The sequence below is a fragment of the Ralstonia sp. 25mfcol4.1 genome (assembly GCF_900104095.1).
Classification (GTDB): Bacteria; Pseudomonadota; Gammaproteobacteria; order Burkholderiales; family Burkholderiaceae; genus Cupriavidus.
The window spans coordinates 23694-47046 of sequence record NZ_FNJO01000022.1 but is presented as its reverse complement, the minus strand read 5'-3'; the positions used below and the strand labels follow the sequence as shown (position 1 = coordinate 47046).

The window sequence follows — 23353 nt, the reverse complement described above, 5'->3', positions numbered from 1 at the left end:
AACGGAAAAGCTCACCGACGAGGAATATGCACTGCGCCTCGGGGTTGAGCCACCTGTAACGGAAGCGGGCCGGCCGTCCCGCTCGTTCAACTCACGGCTTCGGTTCGACAATGGCAATGGCCGAGTTGCCTTGCATCGACGGGAAAGGACTTCCCGGCATGGGCGTCAGGGAACCTGTGTTGTTGTCTATCACGTACCCGGTCAAGAGGCCGTTAAAGCTTGCAGAGTACAGGAACCGTCCCCCTGAATCGATGCGCATTCGCCCCTCATTCTGGCCGCCAAGCCAGCTGTTAGCCATGGGGGCGACGGTGCCACCGCTCAATTGATACCCAACGATGCTGCCGTTGGCACTGCCCAACACATAGGCGTACTGTCCGGACGGCGTTATCACGACGTCGACAGGGCCACCTGCTGAAGATGGCAAGGTCGTAACGGCTAGCAATCGATCTGTTGTGGGATCTATATTCGCGATACCGAGTAAGTTATCGACTGTACTTGCGTAAAGCAGGCTTCGCCCATCTGGCGTAATGGCGAGCGAAGTTGGTCGTGTCACACCGGAGGCAAACTTCTGGCCGAGGGGCACCGATGCATAGGTTGCATTCGGGTCAAAGGCAAATAAGTCGATGTCTCCTTCGCTCGCATTGGCAGCGTAGATGTTGCGACCGCTGGCTGCCAACGCCACGCGCAGTGTTTGCCCGCCGCCTACGAAGATGGCGCCGCCGGTGGCACTCAAGCCGAAAGTAACGGGATCGGCGCGATAGGCCGCCACTCCGCCCTGCGTGCCCACCAAGACGTTTTGGCCGCTGATCGCAATCGTTTGCGGCAGCGTCCATAAGCTAGCCGCGTCGCCACCTTGCACTCTGGATAGTGCACCGGTGGAAGGATCCAGCTGAAACCTCGCGATGGCATTTTGGCTCGGCATGGTCGCGTACCCGACCATCCCGTTTTGCAGGAAAGCAATGTCGCTGAAACTGTCACCGCCGGCGAATGGACTCCCCGGCACGGCAGTGAGTGCGCCGCTCGCAGGATCTGCCCGGTAGACCGCGAGGGTATTGGTAGCGCTATTTGCCACCACCACGAATTGCGCTTGCACGCAGGTGATTACGATGCCCGCGACGTTGGCCGCAGCAACCGTGCCGGCGCCATTCGCCACCGTGCAGGTCTGCCCGGCCGGCTGCGCGGCCACGGTCACCGCATAGGAAGAGGCGGCCTGCCGCGGCGTGGGTAGGGTGAATCCGCCATTGGCGCTGATCACCTGGGTGTCGCCATTGGTGTCCGCGAGTTGCAGGCTCTTGCCCGTGGCGAGGCCCGACACCGTGCCGCCTACCCTATAGGTCGGCGGCAGCGCGGCATTGCGCGTCAGCGCCGCGTTCGCGCAGAGTCGGCCTCCGGCCGGGGCGTCGGCGCAGGTGGTCAGTGTCGCGGCGCCAGCCGCGGTGGCTGAGTTCGGACTCGCCACCTGGGCACTGCGGCCGTCGGCGGCCGGCGTCGCCACGAAGCTCGCGTCATCGCTGGTCCACGACCAGTGGGTGAGATCCGCTACCCCGTCCACGCCGTCCGACCGGCGCACCGCGACAGTCACAGTCTGTGCTGCGCCGCCCGCGCTCACGGCAACGGTGGCTGGACTCAGCACGAGGGTGTACGACTTGGCAGGCGCCGCCTGGACCACCAGGTGCGTGACGCTGGTGATGCGGCTGCCGTCGGCGAGCGTCGCCGTGGCCGTGATGTCGGCTGCGCCGGCGGCCAGGGTCTGGACCGTTGCATAGGTGCCGACCGTCGTCGGAGCGGCCGCCATCACCGACGCCGACACCGCAGCCGGCGCCTTGTCCGCGGCGGACACCACGGTAGCCACGGTTGGGTCGGAGGACGTCCACGCAAAGCTGGCGCCTTTCAGCTCGCTGCCATCAGCCGCCAGCAAGGTCGCCTTCAGGGTCAGCGTGCCGCCGGCCACCGGCGCGGCGCTGCCCGTGTCGACCACCAGGCGCGAGGCCGCCGGCGTGGCGGCCGGTGTCGGGGGACTGTCGTCGGAACCGCAGGCAGCGAGTAGCGCCGCGGTGAGCAAGGCGAGGCCGGCAGCGCGCGCGCCGGCAAGAGCGTGTGGAAACATGGACCCAACCCGTATTTATATAGAAGGGGCCGCCCTCCCTTTCCGGGGCGCGCGGCCAGTGGCGCCCTCGTCGGGGCGGCTTGCGCGCGACTGTAGCAGCGCGAGAGGGGCGGCACATCCCCCAGTTGGGGGTGACTCATCAACCACGTGCCCCTTACATCACTAGCCGCGATAAGACGCCGTTTTTACGGTTCTTGATAATCTTTCTTATCAAAAACTGAGCAAAGCGAGTACACGTCACGCGCGACCACATGCGCCCGATGTGGAAGATGAAGCCAGGCACAGTGGGTAGCGCGGTTGGCACCGTACTATGGAGAAGCCGGCAGGAGCTTATTTTGCCGCACGGCGCGGAGCCGGGAGGGCGTCGTTCGTGCTCTGGCGTCAATGCCTGCGATCGGTCCGGGCGGAGGCAGCCCCCCTGTGACCGCGGCTGGCCGCGTGCGGCCAACAGCAGCCGGTCGACATGCGAGATCGATTGCATACAAACTGCGGCCGTATAGCAAGCCAAAGTTCGACAGCCTAATCTAAGGTTGCCCCGGCCTCCTTCACGACCTCTCTCCAAAGAAGCAACTCACGCTCCTGCCTCTGCGCAAGCTGCTGGGGCCCATCTAGAAGCAGTGTGACGCCGAGCTGATCGAAACGCTGCTGCAATGCTGGCGAGGACGTTGCCGTCTTTACGGCTGCATAGAGCTTGTCGATTACCGACTGCGGTGTTCCTCGGGGCGCGTATAGCGCGACCCAGAGATCGCCGCTGAATCCCGGAATTTCCTCTCCGATCGCGGCGACCCCAGGAAGTAACGGTACCCGTTTCACGCTGCTCACGCCAATGGCTCGTAGCTTTCCGGCCTTAACCGCTTCCAGTGCGGAAGGCAGGCTCGCAAACAACATCGGCACTTGGTTGCCCAGCACGTCGGCCATTGCAGGCGAGACACCCTTATAGGCGACGTGCTGTAACTTCAATCCGCCCTTCTCTCGCAACATGACGCCAAGTAAATGATTAAGCGTGCCGCTTCCCGCGGACGCATACTGATACGCGTCCGGATGCGACTTGACGACGGCAATGAACTCCTTAAGATTCTTTGCAGGAAACGACGGGTGGACGCACAGGACGTTCGGTACCAGTCCAACCGCAGCGATAGGCACAAAGTCCCGAAGCGGGTCGAAGCCTGGATTTTTGTATACCCAGGGCACAATCAGTTGATTGCTGTTCGCGGTAAACAACAGATTGTAGCCATCATGCTGTTCGCGCTTTGCCGCTTGGGTGCCAACTATGCCGCCTGCCCCTGGCTTGTTGTTGACTACTATAGGTTGCCCGAGGGTGGCTCCTATTTGCTCGGCGAGGATGCGTCCCACAATATCCACCGTGCCGCCGGGCGCCGTGGGCACGGTCATCAGGATGGGACGTTCGGGGTATGCTGCCCGCGCCACAGGGTCCGCACCTATCGAGGCGGCTATGCACCCTAGTGTCAGGGCGAATTTGGTCAGCTTGCGTGAAATCGGAATCATCGCCGTCTCTTTGGTTACACTTCGTTCGTGGATGTTGCTGTCAGTCGCTGTCTCGCCTCTCGACGATCTATCCTCGGATGCAGCGCCTGCGCCCAGCGCAGTAGTCGGAGATCGGCGCCTGGCCTCGCGACAAGCATGACGCCCACCGGCAAGCCTGTCGGTGTAGCGGTCGTCGGGAGGTGCAAACACGGCCAGCCAAGTACCGACCATGCCTTGTTGAACCCCGACGATCCCGTGTGTTGTAGCCCGGAGGGTGCAGGGCCAAGTGCCCCGGTGGTCAGAATCAGGTCGCAGTCGGAGAAATTCTCGCTCCAGCTCTCGCTCGCCGCCGAGCGAAGTGCTGACGCCCGACGGTAGGCCGATAGCGACACGTTCCGGCCACATTCGACCGTCTCTTGCAGACGGGCACTCAGGCCCGCCCGCGCCGACGCGTCGAGCCGGGAAAGCGTCCGTGCGAGCTCGTACTCAGCAAGGATGCGATGCGCCTCTAGTAGCGCTTCTGGGTGATGCGGTGGTGGTACGGTGCCGAGTGAGAATCCCGCCGCGCACAGCCTGTCCCGCGCATCGTGCAGCGCCTGCAATGCCGACGGGGCCAATTGGCCGCCGGGATGCTCACTGATGACACCGATGCGATGCGGTGCCGAGGGTCCGTTGCACGTCGCGTCGCCAGGCAGCAATACCCTGCCAACACGCTCTGCTACCTCCACGTCTCGCGCGTGCCAACCAATTACGTCCAAGGACGGGCACATGACTCGCATCCCGATACGCGAGACGACGCCAAAAGTTGGCTTAAACCCGACAACTCCGCAGAATGATGCCGGTCGAATCATCGATCCGCCGGTTTGTGTGCCGAGCGCAAACGGCACCATGCCTGCCGCAACTGCTGCTGCCGACCCGCTCGACGACCCGCCAGGAGTATGCGACACGTTCGCAGGGTTACGCGTCGGACCCGGCGTCACGTGGGCGAACTCGGCCGTTACGGTCTTCCCAATCGGCACGGCACCCGCATCCCGCAGCATTCGGACACACGCCGCATCAGCCTTTGCGGCCACTCCTGACGTGATGTCGGAACCGCAGCGCGTTGGCAGGCCCGCGACGTCAATTACATCCTTGACGCCAAAGAAAAGACCAGACAGCGGACCAACGTTAAGGTCCTGCTGATGGATGGTCCCAGCAACGGCCACCCAGGCATGTAGTGCTCGGTCTGCTTTGATGATGGCTTCGCGCTTCGCCACCCAAGAGGCCACCTGACAAGCAGATGATGATGAATTCATGGCAAGGGAATAGCAATGACGGGAATGGCTGGATGTTAGTTGGTAGAATTACACATCGTCCAATTCATAATTCAACATCGATTATGACGAATCCCGACATACATTTCCTTGACGCGCACGGCCTCGCCTGTTTTTGCGCGGCGGCGGAAGAACTGCACTTTGGTCGCGCTGCGGCGAGGATGTTTATGAGCCAACCGCCGTTCAGCCAACAGATCAAACGACTCGAGCAGCAGGTCGGTGTTGCGCTCTTCGTCCGCACCACGCGTTCCGTCCGCTTAACCCCTGCCGGCATGGTGATGCTTCGACATGCGAAGAAGATCGCTGGAGAGACGGCCAGGATGTTGCGAGAGACAGAGATGGCGGCTCGTGGAGAAGCGGGTTCGCTGGTTATTGGATTGGCGCCGACGGTAGCCTATGCGCCCATTGCGGAGACGCTCTACCGATTCCGAATCGATCATCCGAGTATCGAGGTCGAGCTACGGGAAATGAATTCGGTCAGTATGGAAGCGAAGATTCAACAGCGGGACATCGACCTCGCCTTGATGCGCCCGATAGAGATGGACGCAACCATCACGAGTCACGAGGTGTTCCGAGAGCCATTGGTTGTGGCGCTCCGGGCCGACCATCCCTGGAGTGCCAAGCGCCGTATCGCTCCTGCACAGGTAGCGGAGTTGCCGCTACTTGGCTATTCTCCGACAGCATCGCCCTATTTCCGCGCGCTGCTGCACTCGATATTTGCAACTGCCGGAAGGCACCCGCGTTACGTTCAGGAAAGCATCATTCCCACGATTCTCACGTTGGCCGAGGTCGGCGTCGGTGCGGCGATCGTTCCTCTATCGCTCATGCAAAATCGTTCCCGCTCGCTAGTCTCGATACCCCTTCAAATCGGAGGAGAGAGCATGGCCCGGATCGTCGTTGCCTCGCGTACGAATTGCGACAATCTAGCCGCCCAGGCATTGATAACTAGACTGCAAAAGATGCGCCGCTCAGCCTAACTCGGTAGAAGGCCAGCCTTACGGTAGTTCCGGACTAGCGAATCATAAATCGTGATGTCCGAACGGCTTCTCGCCATGAGCTGCGCGCCAGCAATAGCCGCATAGATGGCGCCAGCCCGTTCTTCACTCTCTTCCTTTGACACCACGCTGCCCACTGGGACCGGTGGACAACACCGATACCGCAGTGACTCATTATCCCGTGAGCGATCGAGTTGCCCTGTGTCACTATCTGGAGCAAGGCCTGTCCAAAACGGAGATCGCGCGGCAACTGGGCGTGAGCCTGCGCACCCTCTACTACTGCGTCCGCCAGTTCTGTGCAAATTACGTCCGCCGCCCACAGCATTGGCATTTGCGATACGTTCGGCATCGGCTGCGAACGACGCGTCCGCATCCTCGCTGCGCGTTGCGCTCAAGCCAGCGGCAGGGGGTAACGTTCGCGCGCAGATACTGAAGCGCCGCGGCCCGGCGGCGTCTAACGTTTTGCTGCTGACAATTTCAGACGGTACCGCATCTGTCTTGCGTCAGGGCGGGCAATCGCAGGCAAGTCCAGTCCATCGCGGGAGCAAGTCAGGAGAAGGATGGTAGTCGCGTACACGTCGCGATTGGAATCCCTGAAGCACCTGCTAATGCGGGCGTCTGACTGACAGCATAAACGTCATGCCGATAAGGCACAGTTATCGGCATGGACACAGTTGGCGAAAAAGACCACCCGGAGGCGGCGTTCGTTCGCAAAGATAGGCTCGCACCGGACGGCGGCCGCTATTTTGATCGAGATCGGAGATGGTTGACACACGTGCTAAATAGAGGCACTCCGAATACCCCCCAGAAAAATCCTGTCACCAATAGCCCCCCGACACTCACCTGCTGCTCAGCACGGCCTGCCAATGAATGCCGCTCTGACTGGCAGGCGGCCAATTCCGCCTGCAATGCCTCGACTTGACTGAGAAGGCGCTCGTTCTCCATGCCGAGATCGCAGCGCGTCCTCGCTGACTCTTTCCCCGAAACATCGCAGTCCAGTTCGACCCTTCAGCACCACCGCTGCTCGTTCTCGCCTGTTCCGGAAAAAAAGCCGCCGTCCGCGCTCCTGCCCTGCAGCTCTACCAAGGCGTGATGTACCAGACCTACCGCGCTCACGTTCAATGCGGCGCGGCGCCGGCCGTCGTGATCTTGTCCGCCAAGCATGGGTTCGTCGCCCCCGACGAGGCGCTGGACCCTTACGACCAGCTGATGACATCTGCACGGGCTGACGAGATTCTGGGGGCGGCTGCATCAGTGCGTGGACCAAGTGGCTTGGCCTAGCCGAGCCAGTAGGGTGTTTCTGCCGGGCGGACAGCACTACCGGCGTGTGATGCGCGCTGCGATTGGCGTGGTCGGCACGCCGGGGCTTCCCATCGGCGAAGTCAGTGGAGGGATCGGCTACCAACGCTCCCAACTTGCCGATTTTCTTGACAGCCAGGCCCCTGCCCTTGCCGAACCAATTGGTGCCCTCCCAAATGGCACACCGATCTTCCGCCGACATGGCTGGATCGAGGTCGGCGCCACGACGCGCCTGGTCTACCGTGCCGCACCGCAGTTACCTGCCTGCAAGGCGCGGGTGATGTCTCTCTTCGCGGGGCCAACCGGACCTACAGCCGAAGTGGAGGTCGAGTGCGAGACGCGCGGCCGCCGGAGACTGAGCACGCGATGGGTGAGCGTCGCGGATCTGCGGGAGTCGTTATGAGCGATGCTGACAATCAGCGTGCGCTGCTTGAAGAAGCCCGGCGTCTTGCTGAAAATGTGGACGGCACCGCCGACCAATTGCTTGCCCTCGCACATGCGGGCTACCGGACTTGGACGCGAAACCGACGACTGCACTTTCCCGAGTCACGTCGCCACGCACTGCTGCTCGAAATCCTTCGCTACTGCGCTGCATCGCACCTACTGGAGTGCCCACCGTTCGAGCAAAGCCGCGTAGCCGTGGTTGAGGATGCAATGGATGCCAGCTATCCGCGCTATGCTCGCCTGCACCGGGCACCCTCAGGCTGGAGGGTACCCCTGCATCTGCAAGCAGTGGGCGGCGCAAAGCGCCGATAGTTGTATGGTGGAAGCGATGTTCAGTATATAAACTTCTATGGATAAACTCTGGCTCTCCGACCCCGCCAGGGCCTACGCCGACAGGCAGACCCGCGAAGCGGCCGGCGCAAACCGGCGGCCATTCTCACAGCAATCGATCGTCCAGCACCGCGCCATGTTCGATCGGTTCCACCGACACCTGGTCGGGCACGGTGCAACGCTGGCCAGCTTCGGTGCAGACCAGATCGACGCGTTTTGGCTCAGCGCAGAGGCAGCCACCTACACGCCGGCCACTCGTATGCGCTACCTGAAGCTGCTCGATCGGCTGTGCAGGCATCTGGTCGAGGCCGGCGTACGAAAATCGAATCCAGCTTCCGAGCTAGTCCTAGCGGGCCGCTGGCCGGTAGACGATCCCGAAGTCCATTTCCTTCCCGAGGACGTCGACCAGCGCCTGCAGAACTTCGTAAGGCCGCATAGTGGGGACTTGCCCGAAATGCTGCAGAGACGCGCGATCGTTGCGCTCTTTCTCGGGACCGGCGTCACGGCCAGCGAGGGGCGTGCCGCGCGCGTTCCGGACCTACACCCGAACGCAACCCCGCCATATTTGCACGTACCAGCACGCCCGCCCAAGATCTCCCGCACCGTGCACGTAGAGCCCTTTGCCATCGCCCCTTTGGCCGCTTGGCATGCTGTACGACGCGACTCGCCCGTAGATGGCGACCTGCTGTTCACGCTCAAGCGCACTGGCACACCCATCACGGACATGAGTCTTGGCAAGATTGTGCGTGAGGCCCTCGCTGCCATCGGCCAGGACGTCGGAAACATGAGCCCAAGGGTCTTGCGGGATACGTTCTGCCGGCGCCTGCTGATCCGTGGCGTTGCGCCTGACGCCGTCACGGAGCGGCTTGGCCTGGCCAGCAATCGGACGGTGGTGCGCATTGCCGCCACGATCGACGGGAATTAACCGCTCTTTCGCTTAGCACCAGGCAGCACAGTGAAACAAGACAGTCCTCAGTCGCCCCGCGCGCTCGCCGCCCTTGCCCGTCTACATGACGCCGCCAGGCTACAAGGCCTTGTCTGCCACGCGACGGCATGGCACGGCGTTAGCGCCACGATTCTCCTTGAATGCGCTAGTGGGCATCGCTTTGAGCGCAGGGCCTACGGTGTCCTATACAAGGCGCCCGGTTGTCCCGAATGCAGCCGAGCCAGCATCGCAGCGAAGTTCGACAAGATCGTGGCGGATCGCGGCGGCCAGTGTTTGAACGACGGTGGATTTCTCGGTTGCGCGGCGATCCATAGAATCCGCTGCCAACGTGGGCATGAATGGAATCCTGAAGGGCGAAGCGTGCTGGCGGGCTACTGGTGTCCCCGTTGCGCCGGCAAGCCAACGAAGCCAACGCCACACCGACAAGCCTCAAAGTACGGCTTGGACGACTTGCACGACAAGGCGGCCGAGCACGGGGGAAAGTGTCTCGCGGCCGCCTGGAAGACCGGCCGCGACCATTACCCATTCGAATGCGCGGCTGGCCACCGTTGGGAAGCGATGGGCTACAAAGTTCTCAAGCAAGGGAACTGGTGCCGGGTGTGCACCGACGCCCGACTAGGCGCACAACGGACCGATGCCGACGGCCTGGCGCGCATTCACGAAGCGGCCAAAGCACACGCAGGCCAATGTCTGAGTACCGCTTACCATGGAACCAACGCCTCATACCGTTTCCGATGCGCGGTTGGGCACGAATGGGATGCGCTAGGTAACAACATCCTCCAGGGTGGCTGGTGCCGCCGTTGCCGCAACGAGGGACAAAAGCTGGGCATAGAGGCGATGCGCGCGTCGGCACGGGACCGCGGTGGTATCTGTCTGTCCGACGTCTATGTCCACGGGAAGGCCAAACTAACGTGGCAGTGCCACCGTGGCCACGTTTGGGACGCGACGCCCTCCGGTGTGAAGGCGGGCCACTGGTGCCCGTCCTGCGCGATCCTGAACACCATCGCGGCAAAGGGCCAACGCAAGCGAAAGCGCTATGAGGCTGTGGGGAAAGCGCCAGACTAGCGATTTCCCCGTTGCAAAATGCGTGTCTTCTTCGCTAAGCTCTGCCGATCCGGCACCGTGCCGGCATTCTCGAAACAGGAGCTCCATGGCAACGAAGAAGACGGCCGCCCCGAAGACTGCGGCAAAGAAACCGGCAGCGCCGGCGAAGAAGGCTGCGCCCGCAGCGAAGAAGGCGGCCGCCGCACCCGTGGCAAAGCCGCTGAAGGACACGTTCAACAAGTCTAGTCTGCTCGCGCACCTGGTGACTCAGACGGAACTGGACAAAAAGACGGTACAGACCGTCCTCGCCCACCTTGAGAGCACCATCGCCAGCGCCATCCACAAGAAGGGCGCAGGCGAATTCACGTTCCCGGGCCTGTTCAAGGTCTCGGCCATCCAGGTGCCGGCGACCAAGAAGCGCTTCGGCAAGAATCCCTTCACTGGCCAGGACCAGTGGTTCGCCGCAAAGCCGGCGTCGGTGAAGGTGAAGGTGCGCCCGCTGAAGAAGCTGAAGGACGCGGCGCTCTGATTCTGTCTCCGCGCAAACACAAGGCCCCTACGGGGCCTTTTTTCGTGCCGTGACGGGCTGTTTGATATCCTGCGTGTGGCCAGGCGGCTGGTGACGCCGCTCCGGGCTTATCACAAGACCACACACAGCCATCCCCGCTTCCGGCGCCACCCGAACCTGCTCAAGGATGGGCCGCAGATGGTCGTGCCAGTGCGGCCGAACGAGTTTGGGTGGCCCGACATTACGTACCGCCCACGTACATGACAGCCTGCAGACCGAGCAGGCGAGCCAAGCGCTGAAGATGGCACTGCAGCTCGCGCCAGACCCGCCAACTCGATGACCGACGACTGCGATGGCTACCAGAACGCCATGGCCGAACGCATCAACGGCATTCTCAACGGCGAATTCTTGCTGAACCGACCAAACGACTTGCGGCAAGCGGCCCGCATGGTGAGGTAGTCTGTGCGGATCTATAACCGGGAACGGCCACATCGGGTCCTGAAATACAAGACGCCTGATGAAATTCATCGGGCGCCGGTCGCCTTGGCCCATTGGGCCCGGCCGCAGCCAAAAAGGCTGCCAGCCTATGTCAGGACTTGACACGAATTTCGGCGACTGAATTGCCACATTCCGTATCGTAATGGACCGTTAAGAAGGCTATTGAGCAACGGGAAATCCGGCAAGAGCCTATCGATCCGGGGTGTGCTGTGTCGACTCCGACCTCGCGGCTGGGCTCCTTCGGCTCATCGACAACCCTGCGAGCGGCAAAGGATGTCCGAGATCCTTTGTCCGGCGACGCGCCCTTCACTTCCCCCTCGCCCGGATGGACAACTGGCCAGCAGGCGTACGCTTTCCCCGATTTGGTGAGGAATTCACCGAAACGGCGCGAGAGAAGAACATCAGCGTAAATACCGATTTAAGTCAGACTTTCGCTGCACCAGAATCTGTCTTAAATCCAGTTTTCGCCCATCAATGTGCTGATCTGGTTGGCACGAGTCGTGCTTAACTAGCGCAACCGACAAAAAAAGTAGATTTAAATCCAGTTCACTCGGCGCGCAAACCGCCGATTGCGTCACACGCGGCTACCGACTTCTCGATGGACGGCAGCCGGCCCCGCTTTGTATTGCTAAGGAGAGTAAAGATGTACGCCCCTCAACATCGCCGCCCTGCAACGAAGATCCATCAGTTTTCTCTGTCTCTTGCGGTTACCGCTCTGATTGCATCGGCCAGCTTCAGCACGCTCGCTCAGGGACTCGATGCCAGTCTCACTCCCTCTGGAGCAGAGAAGGCGGGCACGTCAACCGGTATTCCTGCTTGGACTCCTCCTGAACCACAGGGCCCGGGTTGGTCATACGGTAAGCGTCGCGCGGACTTCTTCAAGTACAAAGGCGACAAGCCCGAATACACGATTGACGCCAGTAACCTGGAGAAATACGCCGACAAACTGAACGCCGGACAAATCGCGCTCATAAAGCAGACCAAGGGCTACACCATGCCGGTCTATCCTACCCGGCGGACGTGCGGAGTACCAGACTTCGTTGCCGAAAATTCGAAGAAGAACATCGGTTTCGCAAAGCTGAATGGCTCAGCACTGGCAGACGCATACCTGCCCGGCGTCCCCTTCCCGCAGCCGAAGTCAGGCCTGGAAGTTATGTGGAACGCTAAAACGCACTACAGAGGTGTCGGCATCGAGCTGCCCAACATCATCACGGTGACGTCCCCTCGCAAGGGCAGCAGCGAATGGATCCGACCGCAGTCGGATACGTGGTTTTACTTTCCGTGGGCTGAAAAATCCGGCACTACATTCGCCAAGGCGAACCAGGTGGAAGGGATGAATTACTTCAGCTACAAAGCGCCTGCAGCGCTCGCTGGACAGGGCATGGTGTTCGTCGCCTACGGCGAAGCCCAAGCCGAAGTGTATTACTACTTCCCGGGACAACGCCGCGTCCGAAGAATGCCGACGTACTCGTATGATGCGCCCCAGATTGGCTTTGACAACCAATACAACATCGATGAGTCCTACGTGTTTTCTGGTCTGATGGATCGATTCAACTGGAAGCTGGTCGGCAAAAAGGAAATGATCATTCCTTACAACGGCCTGGGTATGTATGACTTCAGCGCGAAGTTCGATGACGTCTACAAGGCCGATTTTGTGAATCCAAGCCACCGCCGTTACGAGATGCATCGCGTGTGGGTGGTAGAGGCAACAGTCAAACAGGGCATGCGCCATACGGCTCCTAAGCGCACCTTCTATATCGACGAAGACAGCTGGACTCTGGTTGGCGCCGTGGATTACGACGCTCAAGGCAATATCGCAAAGGTTCGCGAGGGCCATGTCGTCCCCGTGTACGAAACCGGCGCCTGTGACTCGCTCGCATTCGTTCAACATAACTTGGTCGATGGCCGATACGTCGTGGACGGCGCAATGATCGCTGCTGGTAAGGATGCGAAGTGGGTCGTGGACGGGGGGGGTGACACGCACTACAAGCCGAGTTTCTACAACGCCGAGAACCTTCGCGCACTCAGCGAACGCTAAGACGAGGATAACGAAAAATGGCCAACCGATCTGGCTCTCGCGACCCTGCTTGCGCCGCTCTTCGTACAGAGCTTCACGCAGCGGCTTGCGCACTGTTTGTCCTCGCATGCAGTAACGCCGAGGCCTTTACATTCTCCACCGACAACATCCAAGGCAGTTTCGACTCCACAGTTTCCGCTGGCCTGGGGGTGCGCACCGCTTCCCAAAGCGAAAATCTTGTCTCTCCAACATATGACGCGGCCACCGGCGCACGAACCGGTGGCGGCCGTCTGGGGCAAATCAGCGGCGTCAGCGATCAGGGGAACATCAACTATGACAAGGGCGACGCCTTCACGAGCTATCTCAAGGGCAGCCATGAGCTGCTTATGAAGATGCCCTCCGAAGGACTGGCCTTCATGGCTCGGGGAACCTGGGTGTACGACTATTCCGGCACGCATACGACTGGTGCCGCTAGTGGTCAGGACGCCTTCGCGTTCACTACCCCCGACATTAGCGGCGGCCTCGCCTCCGATGGGCGCAGCAACATCCGGTTCAAAGCCCGGCTGCTGGACCTGTGGGTCAGCAAGCAGTTCACGTTGGGAGACCAAACTGCACGCGTCCGGCTGGGCAACCAGGTGGTGAGCTGGGGCGAGAGTCTGTACGAAATCGGGGGCATCAACGCAACAAACGCAATTGACGTCAACCGGGCCTCGCAGCCGGGTGCCCAAGTAAAGGAGTTCATTCTTCCCGCACCGATCCTGAGCTTCGCATCTGGCCTCGGGCACGGCCTGAATGGCGAGGTGTATATCCAAAGCAACTGGAACCAGAACTACCTCCCTCCGGTCGGAAGCTATTGGTCGACGTCGATCGTTGGCCCTGGGCAAGGCGCCTACGGTGTTCGGAATACGCATGCGAAGAACGGCGGCCAATACGGCGTGGCTCTGAGATACCAACCTCCCGGCACTGACTTCAACTTAGGGCTTTATACGATCGCGTACCACGACAAGTTCCCGCAGACGTCGCTGGCAGCGGATGGTGCGACAGTCTTCAAGTACCCAGAGAATCGCCACATGATCGGTGTTAGCGCGAATTTCCCCTTGGGAGACCTGGCAATCGGCACGGAGCTCTCCTATCGTCCGCGCGACGCAGTGCCTCTCAACCCTGCAAGCGGTTGCGTCGCCCAAGGGGGAAATTGCTGGACCGACGAGAAAAAATTCCAGTGGCATCTGACATCTCTCTATGCGTTGCAACCTAGCAATGCCGGACCCTTCCTCAAGCTCATCGGCGCGCAAACTGCAACGCTTACGACCGAAACGGTGGTGATCGCTTACCCGGGTCTTCACAAAGACTACGGTGGCTCGCCTATCGCGGCCGGTGGGTGGCTATGGGGCAACCAGTTCAACGATCTTGTCAGTACCGGCGCCCTCAATAGTCCGGGTAGTTCCGCCGGAACGAAGTACTCAGGGGGTATTAACATCGACTTCAACTGGGTCTACGACGGCACCCTTATCCCAGGCTGGCAGGTCAATCCAGGTGTCTACGTACGCTACGGTCTGTTTGGCCAGACACCAAACATAAATTCGCAGTTTATGAAGGGCGTAGCTGCGATGAACTTGTACGTCAACTTTATCCAAAATCCTGCCAATTGGCAGATTGGTCTGAACTACACGCGTTTCATGGGCCCGACCAGCCCATTAGTCAATCCGCTGCGGGACCGAGATTTCGTAGCAATTGTCGCATCCCGCAATTTCTGAGGTACTCATGAAGTCATCGCCTGTAGCCGAAGCGGCTCGCCCTAGCGCGCTGTTGCGCATTCTCAATTCGCTGGAAAACCTGCTCTTCGGCCGCAGGCGTCTTGTCCTCGGTCTGCTGCTGGTGTTTACCTGTGTCATGGGGGCATTTGCAGTCAAGCTGAAAATGGATGCCGGCTTCGAGAAGCAACTTCCGATCGGGCATGAATACTCAAAGACGTTCAAAGAGTATCGCGACGACCTCCTCGGAGCGAACCGCCTCATTGTTGTTGTAAAGGCAAGAAAGGGGTCGATCTGGACGCCAGAAGGTCTGAAACGACTTTACGATGTGACGCAAGCGGTAACGTTTCTGCCGTATGTCTCCCGCAGTAGTGTCCAGTCTCTTTGGACGCCTAACTCCTTCGTGAACGAGATCACGGAGGACGGATTTCGGGCAGACCCGCTTATTGCCGGAACCGTGACGCCGGATCAACTTAACGCCGACACGGTCGCAAGCATCGCCCGTTCCACAGCGCAAGGCGGCTTTATTGGCAACCTTGTGGATCGGGATCAGACCAGCGCGATGATTACTGCCGATCTGAATGACGTGAACGCCGCCGGGGAACATCTCGACTATGTCGACTTCAACCACACGCTCGAGCAGAACCTCCGTGCCAAATTCGAAGACCCCAACTTCGAGATTCAGATCATTGGCTTCGCGAAGCAGATAGGCGACATTGCCGACGGTGCTTCGTCTGTTTTGCATTTCTGCGTGATTGCCTTGCTGCTTACGGCTCTTGCGGTGTATTGGTACTGTCGTTCGGTGCGCCTTACCTTGCTTCCGCTGGCCTGCTCGCTGATGTCGCTGGTGTGGCAGTTCGGCACGTTGCACCTCCTGGGATACGGTGTCGATCCACTCGGCGTCTTGGTACCTTTTCTGGTATTCGCCATTGGCGTATCGCATGGGGTGCAGCAAATCAACTTCATCGTCCGAGAGATCTCCCACGGAAAGAACGCCGAGGAGGCCGCACGATCCAGCTTTAGCGGCCTGCTTATCCCCGGCACGTTGGCATTGGTTACCGCCTTCGTGTCGTTCATCACGCTGGTTCTCGTGCCGATTCCCATGGTTAGGGAGTTGGCGATCACCGCGTCTCTCGGGGTTGCATACAAGATTGTCACGAATCTTGTGATGCTTCCCCTGGCGGCTTCATTGCTGAACATCGACCGCAAGTTCGCCGATGCCGCAGAACTGCATGCAGCGAAACGGGCCAAATACCTGCGCGTACTCGCTAAGGTTGCAATTCCACGGAACGCGGCATTGATCCTCATTGCAGCGCTAGGTGTATTGGCGACGGCGGCATGGCAGAGCCGGGATCGCGTGGTGGGAACGCTCCAGGCCGGCGCCCCCGAGCTGCGCTCCGACGCGCGCTTCAACAGGGATGCTGTATCCATCGCGAAGAGCTATGACGTCGGCCTGGACTGGCTAACCGTCGTGTTCGAGGCCCCTCCACAATCCTGCGACAACGTTCAACTGGGGGCGTATCAGGATCGTTTTGTTTGGGCGATACAACCTGTCGCCGGCGTCCAGTCCGTTGTGTCCTTTTCCTCTCTTCTGAAGCAATATAACGAGGGGTATAACGAAGGCAACCCGAAAATGTCGGTGATTCCGACCGACCCTGCCAACTATGCCGCAATGGCCGTGGAAATCGGAAGGCTCTCCGGCATCATGCGCAAGGATTGCAGCATGACCGCCGTCCACATCTACTTGGCGGATCACAAGGCCACGACGATTAACGGGGTCATTGCTGCTGTAAAGCGCTTCCGGGAAAACCACAAGCTCAATGGGGTTCAAATTCGCTTGGCATCTGGTAATGCGGGCGTGCTCGCTGCTGTCAACGAGGAAATCGAGCATAGCGAACTGCCGATGATGCTCTATGTATATGCGACGATTGTTCTGCTCGTCTTCCTGACATACCGTGACGTGCGGGCCGTGCTCGCCTGCTGCCTGCCTCTGACCATTGGTACGTTTGTCGGCTACTGGTTCATGAAAGAGTTGCAAATCGGCCTGACGGTTGCGACCTTGCCAGTCATGGTGTTGGCGGTGGGGATCGGCGTGGACTACGCGTTCTACATCTACAACCGTCTTCAGCTTCACCTCGCTAATGGCGTTGGGATCGTGAAGGCTCTTGAACAGTCGATCCTGGAGATTGGTACCGCCACGATTTTCACGGCGATTACCCTCGCTATTGGCGTCGCGACTTGGTCCTTCTCATCGCTTAAGTTCCAGGCCGACATGGGAAAGCTACTTGCATTTATGTTCATCGTGAACATGATCATGGCGATGACGGTCCTGCCTGCTTTCGCAGTTTGGCTGGAACAGCTTTTCCCCCGCCGCCGCCCTGCAAAGGCACCTGGACTGCTTGCACACTAATGAGTACCTAAGCTATGACTTTGCCTATTTTTGAACGCGGCCTGTGGAGTGTGGTGGTCGCGGCTGTAGCGTGTTCTCCATTGATTTGCAGTGCCGCTGACGCGGAATCATTGAAACCTGTACCGGCAGTTCAGTCTCCAATTGCAACGCAATCGCCGGTTCTGTCCGCCGCTTGGGCTGGAAAGCGGGTAGTTACCGTCGGTGCAAACGGCGTTGTGCTGTTGTCCGACGACGCCGGACGCTCTTACCGACAGGCCAAATCGGTTCCCGTCAGTTCAACCCTGACATCGACATCCTTTCCGACTAGCAATCTCGGCTGGGCGGTGGGACATTGGGGGGCGATCCTGAACACGAATGACGGCGGCGAGACCTGGAAGGTCCAGAGACTGGACACCTCCGAAGACAGACCACTGTTCGCTGTTGATTTCACTGACGAGCAACATGGAGTGGCAGTCGGCCTCTGGTCCCTCGTACTCACGACTGATGACGGCGGAAAGACGTGGCAGGAGAGGCAGATCTTGACGAAAGCGGGCAAGAAGTCTGATGCGAATCTTCTCGGCATCTTCTCCGACAGGAAGGGAAGCATCTATGCCACAGCTGAGAAGGGGCAAGTCTTCCGCTCTACAGATCACGGCCATAACTGGGACGCAATCGAAACGGGCTACAAGGGATCCCTATGGACCGGCGCGGTGCTTGAGGATGGCGCAATTCTGGTTGGCGGGCAACGTGGCACGCTCATGAGAAGTGCGGATGGCGGACGTACATGGGTGACGATTCCTCTCGGCACAAAGAACTCTGTAACTACGATCAGCGAGCAAGGCAAGGCCGTATTGGTCGGTGGACTTGACGGTCTCCAAATGCTTAGCCATGACCGCGGTCTTTCGTTTTCATCCGCACCCAAACAAAGCGGAGAGTCGGTGACGGTAGCTCTTCCTCGGTCTGAGAGTGAGTGGCTGCTGTTTTCGCGGCGGGGCGTCGTTCAGCAATGACACGCCTCTAGCGGCAAATGTCCTGAAGCAGCTTGTTGCGACGCCGAGTCGCGCAACACTCAAGAGGGGTGCGGCGTCCCGCAATGAGGTGCAATTCCGATCTTCGCTATCCGAACAATCGAGGAGGAGACTTTATGGAAGCACACGGCATCAATCGTCTTGACCAGGCGTATATCAATGGAAAGTGGGTGCGGGTCGATGGCAAGCGCATCGATCTAACCAATCCCGCTACTGAGCAGATTTACGGCACGCTGACATGTGGCGGCGAGGCCGAAATTGACATGGCGGTGGCTGCCGCACGGGCGGCGTTCCAGGAGTACTCACGAACCAGCCTCGAGTTTCGTGCGTCGTTGCTGGATCGAATCGCTGAGGTCTATGAGCGACGACTCCAGGATGTGGCGCAAGCCATCACAGTTGAGATGGGTGCCCCACTACAGAAGCTATCAATGGTTGCGCAAGCGCCCGTCGGTCTGATCCATTTTAGGACTGCAGCGGCGCTGACTCGCCAGCACGCGTTTGAGACGCAACTTACGTCGTCGAAGGTCGTCAAGGAACCAATCGGGGTGTGTGCGCTCATCACGCCGTGGAACTGGCCGATGAACCAAGTCGCTTGTAAGGTGGCCCCTGCCCTGGCCGCTGGCTGTACGGTCGTTCTAAAGCCTAGCCAGAACGCTCCGCTCTCGGCAGCAATCTTTGCGGAGATCCTGGAGGAAGCTGGTGTGCCACAAGGCGTGTTCAACATGATTCAGGGCGAAGGTAGCCGCCTTGGGACCACTCTCGCCGCTCACCCGTTGGTTGATATGGTCTCGCTTACTGGCTCAACCACAGCGGGTGCCCAAGTGACCAAGGCCGCGGCGGATTCTATTAAGCGCGTTTCGCTTGAACTCGGCGGAAAATCTGCAAACATCATTCTCGACGATGCTGATCTTCGCGCCGCCGTGACGCACGGCGTGCACCACATGATGAGCAACTCCGGGCAGACCTGTACCGCGCCGTCACGTATGCTCGTACCTGCACATCGGTTCGAAGAGGCGCTTGAGATCGCAAAGTCGGCATGCTCTCAGCTGGTCGTTGGTGACCCGCTGAGCGAAGAGACTACGGTGGGTCCGATGGCGAATCAACGCCAATACTCCAAGGTGCGGGAAATGATCCAGGCAGGCCTAGACGAGGGAGCGAGCTTGGTTGCGGGTGGCCTGGCGCCAGTGCTGGGACAAGACCGCGGGTACTTCGTCGGTCCGACCATCTTCGCTACAGCAGATAACAGGTCCCGTATCGCTCAGGAAGAGATCTTTGGACCGGTTCTCGTCATGCTGCCGTACAGGAGCGAGGACGAGGCGGTGAACATGGCCAATGACTCGATTTACGGCCTCTCAGGCTATGTATTCGGAGGAGACATCCGGAGCGCCGAGCGGGTTGCGCGTCGTATGCGTACGGGCATGGTACACCTGAACGGTGCGGGCTTTGATCCTACTGCGCCCTTTGGTGGGTACAAGCAGTCTGGCAATGGGCGCGAATGGGGCGCTGCGGGAATTGACGAATTTCTCGAGACCAAATCGATCTTTGGGGCCATGGGGTAACCCGTCGGCTTCTGTCTGAGGGGGGTGCCTTCGCGGGTTGCGAGGTCACCCCTGTCCGTACTGTAATTATTGCCCTCCATCGTGGCCAGCCCACTTCTAACGGTACCGGAATATAGCTGGCTGCGAACTCTCGACGCAGTTGACCGATACGGTTCCGTAGAGGCTGCGGCCGCTCATCTTGGTTTGACTGTGCGGGCTGTACGCCGGCACCTGGCGGCACTGAGACAGCGAGTTCCTGATCCCAGGCCGCCGCATCGGCTGTTAGATAGCAAAGCGCCCACTCGAGCGCCGGTGCGACTCTTGGAAGCGGCCAGGCCGCACTTGGAAGGCTTGTCTTCCATTTTGTCCGGCGATCACGCGCCCGTCAGGGAGAGGATTTTCGTCATCTGCCCGGTGAACCTGGCATCTCTCTGGCTGCTGCCCAGAATCGGTGACTTTTGTAGGCATTTTCCTGGCGCTACATTGAGCCTCTCGCAAAGGCCGCCCACAACGCACGAACATGGCCTGGTGCTTCATATAACCAACTTGCCGGTCACGACGTCGGATGTGCCATTCCTGGTCGACTATGTCGTTGCCGTTGCGACACCCGTGTTTATCAAACTCCGTCCACAGGTTAAGCGAGTTCGCGACCATTTTACGTATGCACTCATTGAAGCTGCAGAAGACGGGCCCGCCTCCTCAACGCGCGGATGGGCCGCCTTCGCAAGATCAATGGGTTATTCCGTCCAGGATGTTGAGCGACCTGGCCTTGATCGCACATGTGCCAATGCGGTTGAAGCTGCGCGGGATGGGCGAGGCATTGCGCTAGCCAACGCCACCGAGGTTTTCAGGGACTTAAATGAAGGAAGGCTTGTCGCTCTCCCTTTGTCAGCGACACCGCCCGCAACGCTTTACTACGCCATATGGGGTGGGGGCGACCCCGCAGCAGCGGGGACTCTGAGGGCGTGGCTGGAATGCGAAGGCAGCGCCTTCAACTCGGCATTTCGCGTGGTTCTTGGAGGCGGGCTGGCGAGCGCGCGGCTCTAATTTTCCTAAGCGCGACGATTAACCAATGTCCAAGCCATCATACCGCTGAGCGCCATAGCGAGGGATGTCACAGACAGCGCTACGGCCGAATGCATGACGAAAGGCGCGACGACGCCAGCAACAAGCGCGTTCGCGATACTGCCCACCGCCGTATGCAACGACGATGCCACACCCCTTCGTTGGGGCGCGAGGTCTAAGACCATTAAGGTAACAATAGCGACACTGATTGCCCACCCAAAGGCGAAAAGCCCGACGGGGAGAATTGCGAGAACTGAGGTGGGATGCCAGAACACGTTATATGTCACGTTCCAGACTCCCGCGATCAGCATTAGATAGAACCCCCTCCTCACTTGCGTGACGCGGTCGAGTTTTCCGGCGAGGCGCCCGGAAAGAAAAGATCCCAGCATCATTCCCGATATGGTTATGCAGAAGAATATGTAATATCGGTCGGGGGGGAGATGTAGAATTTCGCCTAGGAATGCAGGGGCGCACAGAACATATAGAAACAGTCCATTGAAAGGGATACCGCTGGCCAGTGATAAGGCCATGAATCTTGGATTGGCGAGCAAACGGGCGTACCCGGCTGCAAGGTTGCCCGGATGGAAGGATTGCCGCGCATTTCGATGCAGGGTCTCGGGCAGCCAACGCCAATCGATGATCCACAAGACCGCGCCGACGGTTCCGAGGAACCAGAAGACAGCTTCCCATCCAAAATGCAGATACAACTCACCGCCAACGATTGGTGCAATGGCGGGCGCGAGCCCGAAGAATATTGTGACTTGCGTCATCACTTTCTGGGCTTCTCCCGCTGCGAACATGTCGCTCACAATGGCCCGGCTGATCACCATGCCACAAGCGGCCGAGCTTCCCTGGAGCGCTCGGAATGCAATCAGCCAGCCCACCGAAGGAGATAGTGCGCAGCCGAAGGAAGAAAATGCGAAGACACCCAAGCCCCACAGGACCACAGGGCGACGGCCGAAGCTGTCCGCCAGGGCACCATGGAACAGACTCATGACACCGAATCCCAGCAGGAAAGCTGAGAGCGTCTGCTGCATTGCGGCCGGCGTTGCCTTAAGCGAGGCTTGGATCCCGGAGAATGCGGGTAGATATGTATCGATGGAAAACGGACCAATCATGACAAGGCCAGCAAGAAGGACCGACAACATCCAGCGCGGCTTGTCCCAAAGAGTGACAGTAGAGTGACTCACTTAGTACCCCGACAGCGATATCATTGTTCACTCTCGGAGATTGAGGCTCGCATGATCTTTGATCCACGGTCAAAGAAGGCACCGTATTCCGCCTGCGGAACGAAGAGACCGCCCGTCGTCCAAATGACGTGCGTGGCGTTGTGCATGTGTGCCTCCAAACCGTGGCGCTGTAGATAACCCCGGCCTTCACTTGAGGTGCACAATTGGTTCGGACCATCGAATCCAGCCGCGGCGGACGGCTCAATGCGAATGCCCTGACTAACCATTGCTCGGTAAACGTGGGCGAACAGATCGTCGTCCTCAACCGTGAAGATTCCGCTGAGCGTTGTCCGCATCACGTCAACCGCGCACTCAGAGGCGCGCGGTACTGCGAGCCCGTCTGCCTCAGTACGATTATCAAGACCGACGTCATAGACGCTTGGATGGCTGCCACTGGTGCTTTGGGCTGCAACCAGAAAGCACGGCGAAGCCACCGGCTCGGCAAAAAAACAGTGAACGTTCGGGCCAAAAAGAAGCGCCAAACCAAAGGCAATACCGCTGGGCGCCCCGCCGACACCGCAAGGAATATAGACAAAGAGTGGATGGGAGTCATCGACCAGAATGTCCTTTTCTGCCAATTGCTGCTGCAGTTCCTCGCCCGCTGCAGCATAGCCGAGAAAAAGCGATAGCGAGCTTTCATCGTCGACGAAGTGGCAACGGGGATCCTTCTCAGCGCCGGCTCTACCCGCCGCCACTGCCGCGGCGTAATCGCCCGTGTGCTCTACAACATTGACGTGCCTGTTCCGTAGCCGCTTCTTCTTCCATTGCTTTGCGTCAGCAGACATGTGTACCGATGCCTGGAATCCGAATGCGGAAGCGATGACGCCAATGCTCAGGCCGAGATTACCCGTCGAGCCCACCGCAACCTGATACTGACCAAAGGCTTCCCGGGCGTCTTGACTTAGCATCCCTTGCAAGTCGTCGGACGGGATCAAACCCAACCTGATGGCAAGGCCTTCGGCAAACTCGAGCACTTCATGAATACCCCCTCGCGCCTTAATGGAGCCAGCGACCGGAAGTTTATGATCGGCCTTCACCAACAACCGCCCGTGGTCTGCGGGGATGTTTAGGACGTGTTCGAGTGCCGGCGTAGAAAGCAAAGGCGATCGGATTGTACCGTTGCTGCTCTCGAGCTCAGCGAACAATTGCCGCAGCACGGGAGCAAACCGCTTGAAACGGCCCGCGGCTGCCTCGACGTCAGGTGCGCCAATGGTTCGACTTCCCCACCTCTTACCGGGCATCCCATCCCGAGATCGCGAGGGGTTGCACCAGAAAACTGGAATCTTCGACGATAGACGGTCGTCCAGGTCTGCTTGGGGCACAGGCGTGATGTTGCTATTCATAGCGTTAGAGAGTATGGCGCTGCC

16 protein-coding genes and 2 pseudogenes are annotated in these 23353 nt (G+C 59.6%); 12 read left to right on the top strand and 6 right to left on the bottom strand.

The features are described from left to right. Positions 1-91: 91 nt before the first annotated feature. The 3 genes from BLQ58_RS26665 to BLQ58_RS29770 form a co-directional block, all read right to left on the bottom strand. Complete coding sequence (locus BLQ58_RS26665) at positions 92-2107, bottom strand: lactonase family protein (RefSeq protein WP_092603342.1); 2016 nt, start codon at positions 2105-2107, stop codon at positions 92-94. 519 nt (positions 2108-2626) lie between these two features. Further along, positions 2627-3613, bottom strand: coding sequence for a Bug family tripartite tricarboxylate transporter substrate binding protein (locus BLQ58_RS26660; RefSeq protein WP_092603340.1), 987 nt, complete (start codon positions 3611-3613; stop codon positions 2627-2629). A 14-nt stretch (positions 3614-3627) separates the two neighbouring features. Beyond that, entirely contained in the window at positions 3628-4887 is a 1260-nt protein-coding gene (locus tag BLQ58_RS29770) for an amidase (protein ID WP_092603338.1), read from the bottom strand. Between BLQ58_RS29770 and BLQ58_RS26650 the strand changes: the two genes are divergently transcribed. Beyond that, the gene (locus BLQ58_RS26650; RefSeq protein WP_254776188.1) at positions 4872-5882 is read left to right on the top strand and encodes a LysR family transcriptional regulator; all 1011 of its coding nucleotides are present in this window, start codon (positions 4872-4874) and stop codon (positions 5880-5882) included. The genes BLQ58_RS29770 and BLQ58_RS26650 overlap by 16 nt on opposite strands. On the opposite strand, the pseudogene BLQ58_RS29615 reads toward BLQ58_RS26650, so the two are convergent. After that, positions 5879-6031: pseudogene (locus BLQ58_RS29615) on the bottom strand (TetR/AcrR family transcriptional regulator); the annotation flags it as partial. The gene BLQ58_RS26650 and the pseudogene BLQ58_RS29615 sit on opposite strands and share 4 nt — an antisense overlap. A gap of 856 nt (positions 6032-6887) precedes the next feature. On the opposite strand from BLQ58_RS29615, the gene BLQ58_RS29765 reads away from it, so the two are divergent. From BLQ58_RS29765 to BLQ58_RS29760, 11 genes and pseudogenes are all read left to right on the top strand, one after another. Beyond that, the gene (locus tag BLQ58_RS29765; protein ID WP_368086175.1) at positions 6888-7181 is read left to right on the top strand and encodes a DUF6884 domain-containing protein; all 294 of its coding nucleotides are present in this window, start codon (positions 6888-6890) and stop codon (positions 7179-7181) included. A gap of 417 nt (positions 7182-7598) precedes the next feature. Continuing rightward, complete coding sequence (locus tag BLQ58_RS26640; RefSeq protein WP_092603334.1) at positions 7599-7955, top strand: hypothetical protein; 357 nt, start codon at positions 7599-7601, stop codon at positions 7953-7955. Positions 7956-7992: 37 nt separating this feature from the next. Then, positions 7993-8898 carry a tyrosine-type recombinase/integrase gene (locus BLQ58_RS26635; protein ID WP_254776186.1) on the top strand — a complete coding sequence of 302 codons (906 nt, stop codon included), beginning with the start codon at positions 7993-7995 and terminating at the stop codon, positions 8896-8898. A 1171-nt stretch (positions 8899-10069) separates the two neighbouring features. Further along, a complete protein-coding gene (locus BLQ58_RS26625; RefSeq protein ID WP_029051541.1) occupies positions 10070-10492 on the top strand; it encodes an HU family DNA-binding protein in 423 nt (140 codons plus the stop codon). Between the two features lie 30 nt (positions 10493-10522). Beyond that, positions 10523-11005, top strand: a pseudogene (locus tag BLQ58_RS29610) (integrase core domain-containing protein); the annotation flags it as partial. Positions 11006-11612: 607 nt separating this feature from the next. Further along, positions 11613-13007: a DUF1329 domain-containing protein gene (locus BLQ58_RS26620; RefSeq protein WP_092603330.1), complete on the top strand. Its 1395-nt coding sequence runs from the start codon at positions 11613-11615 to the stop codon at positions 13005-13007. Positions 13008-13024: 17 nt separating this feature from the next. Next, complete coding sequence (locus tag BLQ58_RS26615) at positions 13025-14740, top strand: DUF1302 domain-containing protein (RefSeq protein WP_092603328.1); 1716 nt, start codon at positions 13025-13027, stop codon at positions 14738-14740. A 7-nt stretch (positions 14741-14747) separates the two neighbouring features. Then, positions 14748-17147, top strand: coding sequence for an efflux RND transporter permease subunit (locus BLQ58_RS26610; protein WP_092603327.1), 2400 nt, complete (start codon positions 14748-14750; stop codon positions 17145-17147). Positions 17148-17161: 14 nt separating this feature from the next. Beyond that, entirely contained in the window at positions 17162-18136 is a 975-nt protein-coding gene (locus BLQ58_RS26605; protein WP_049815977.1) for a WD40/YVTN/BNR-like repeat-containing protein, read from the top strand. 134 nt (positions 18137-18270) lie between these two features. Continuing rightward, the gene (locus tag BLQ58_RS26600; protein ID WP_049815978.1) at positions 18271-19713 is read left to right on the top strand and encodes an aldehyde dehydrogenase family protein; all 1443 of its coding nucleotides are present in this window, start codon (positions 18271-18273) and stop codon (positions 19711-19713) included. Positions 19714-19794: 81 nt separating this feature from the next. Further along, the gene (locus tag BLQ58_RS29760; RefSeq protein ID WP_175460019.1) at positions 19795-20739 is read left to right on the top strand and encodes a LysR substrate-binding domain-containing protein; all 945 of its coding nucleotides are present in this window, start codon (positions 19795-19797) and stop codon (positions 20737-20739) included. A gap of 5 nt (positions 20740-20744) precedes the next feature. Here BLQ58_RS29760 and BLQ58_RS26590 read toward each other — a convergent pair whose 3' ends face one another. Further along, entirely contained in the window at positions 20745-21905 is a 1161-nt protein-coding gene (locus tag BLQ58_RS26590; RefSeq protein WP_092603325.1) for a multidrug effflux MFS transporter, read from the bottom strand. Between the two features lie 62 nt (positions 21906-21967). Next, the gene (locus tag BLQ58_RS26585) at positions 21968-23329 is read right to left on the bottom strand and encodes a D-serine ammonia-lyase (RefSeq protein WP_092603376.1); all 1362 of its coding nucleotides are present in this window, start codon (positions 23327-23329) and stop codon (positions 21968-21970) included. Between the last annotated feature and the right edge of the window lie 24 nt (positions 23330-23353).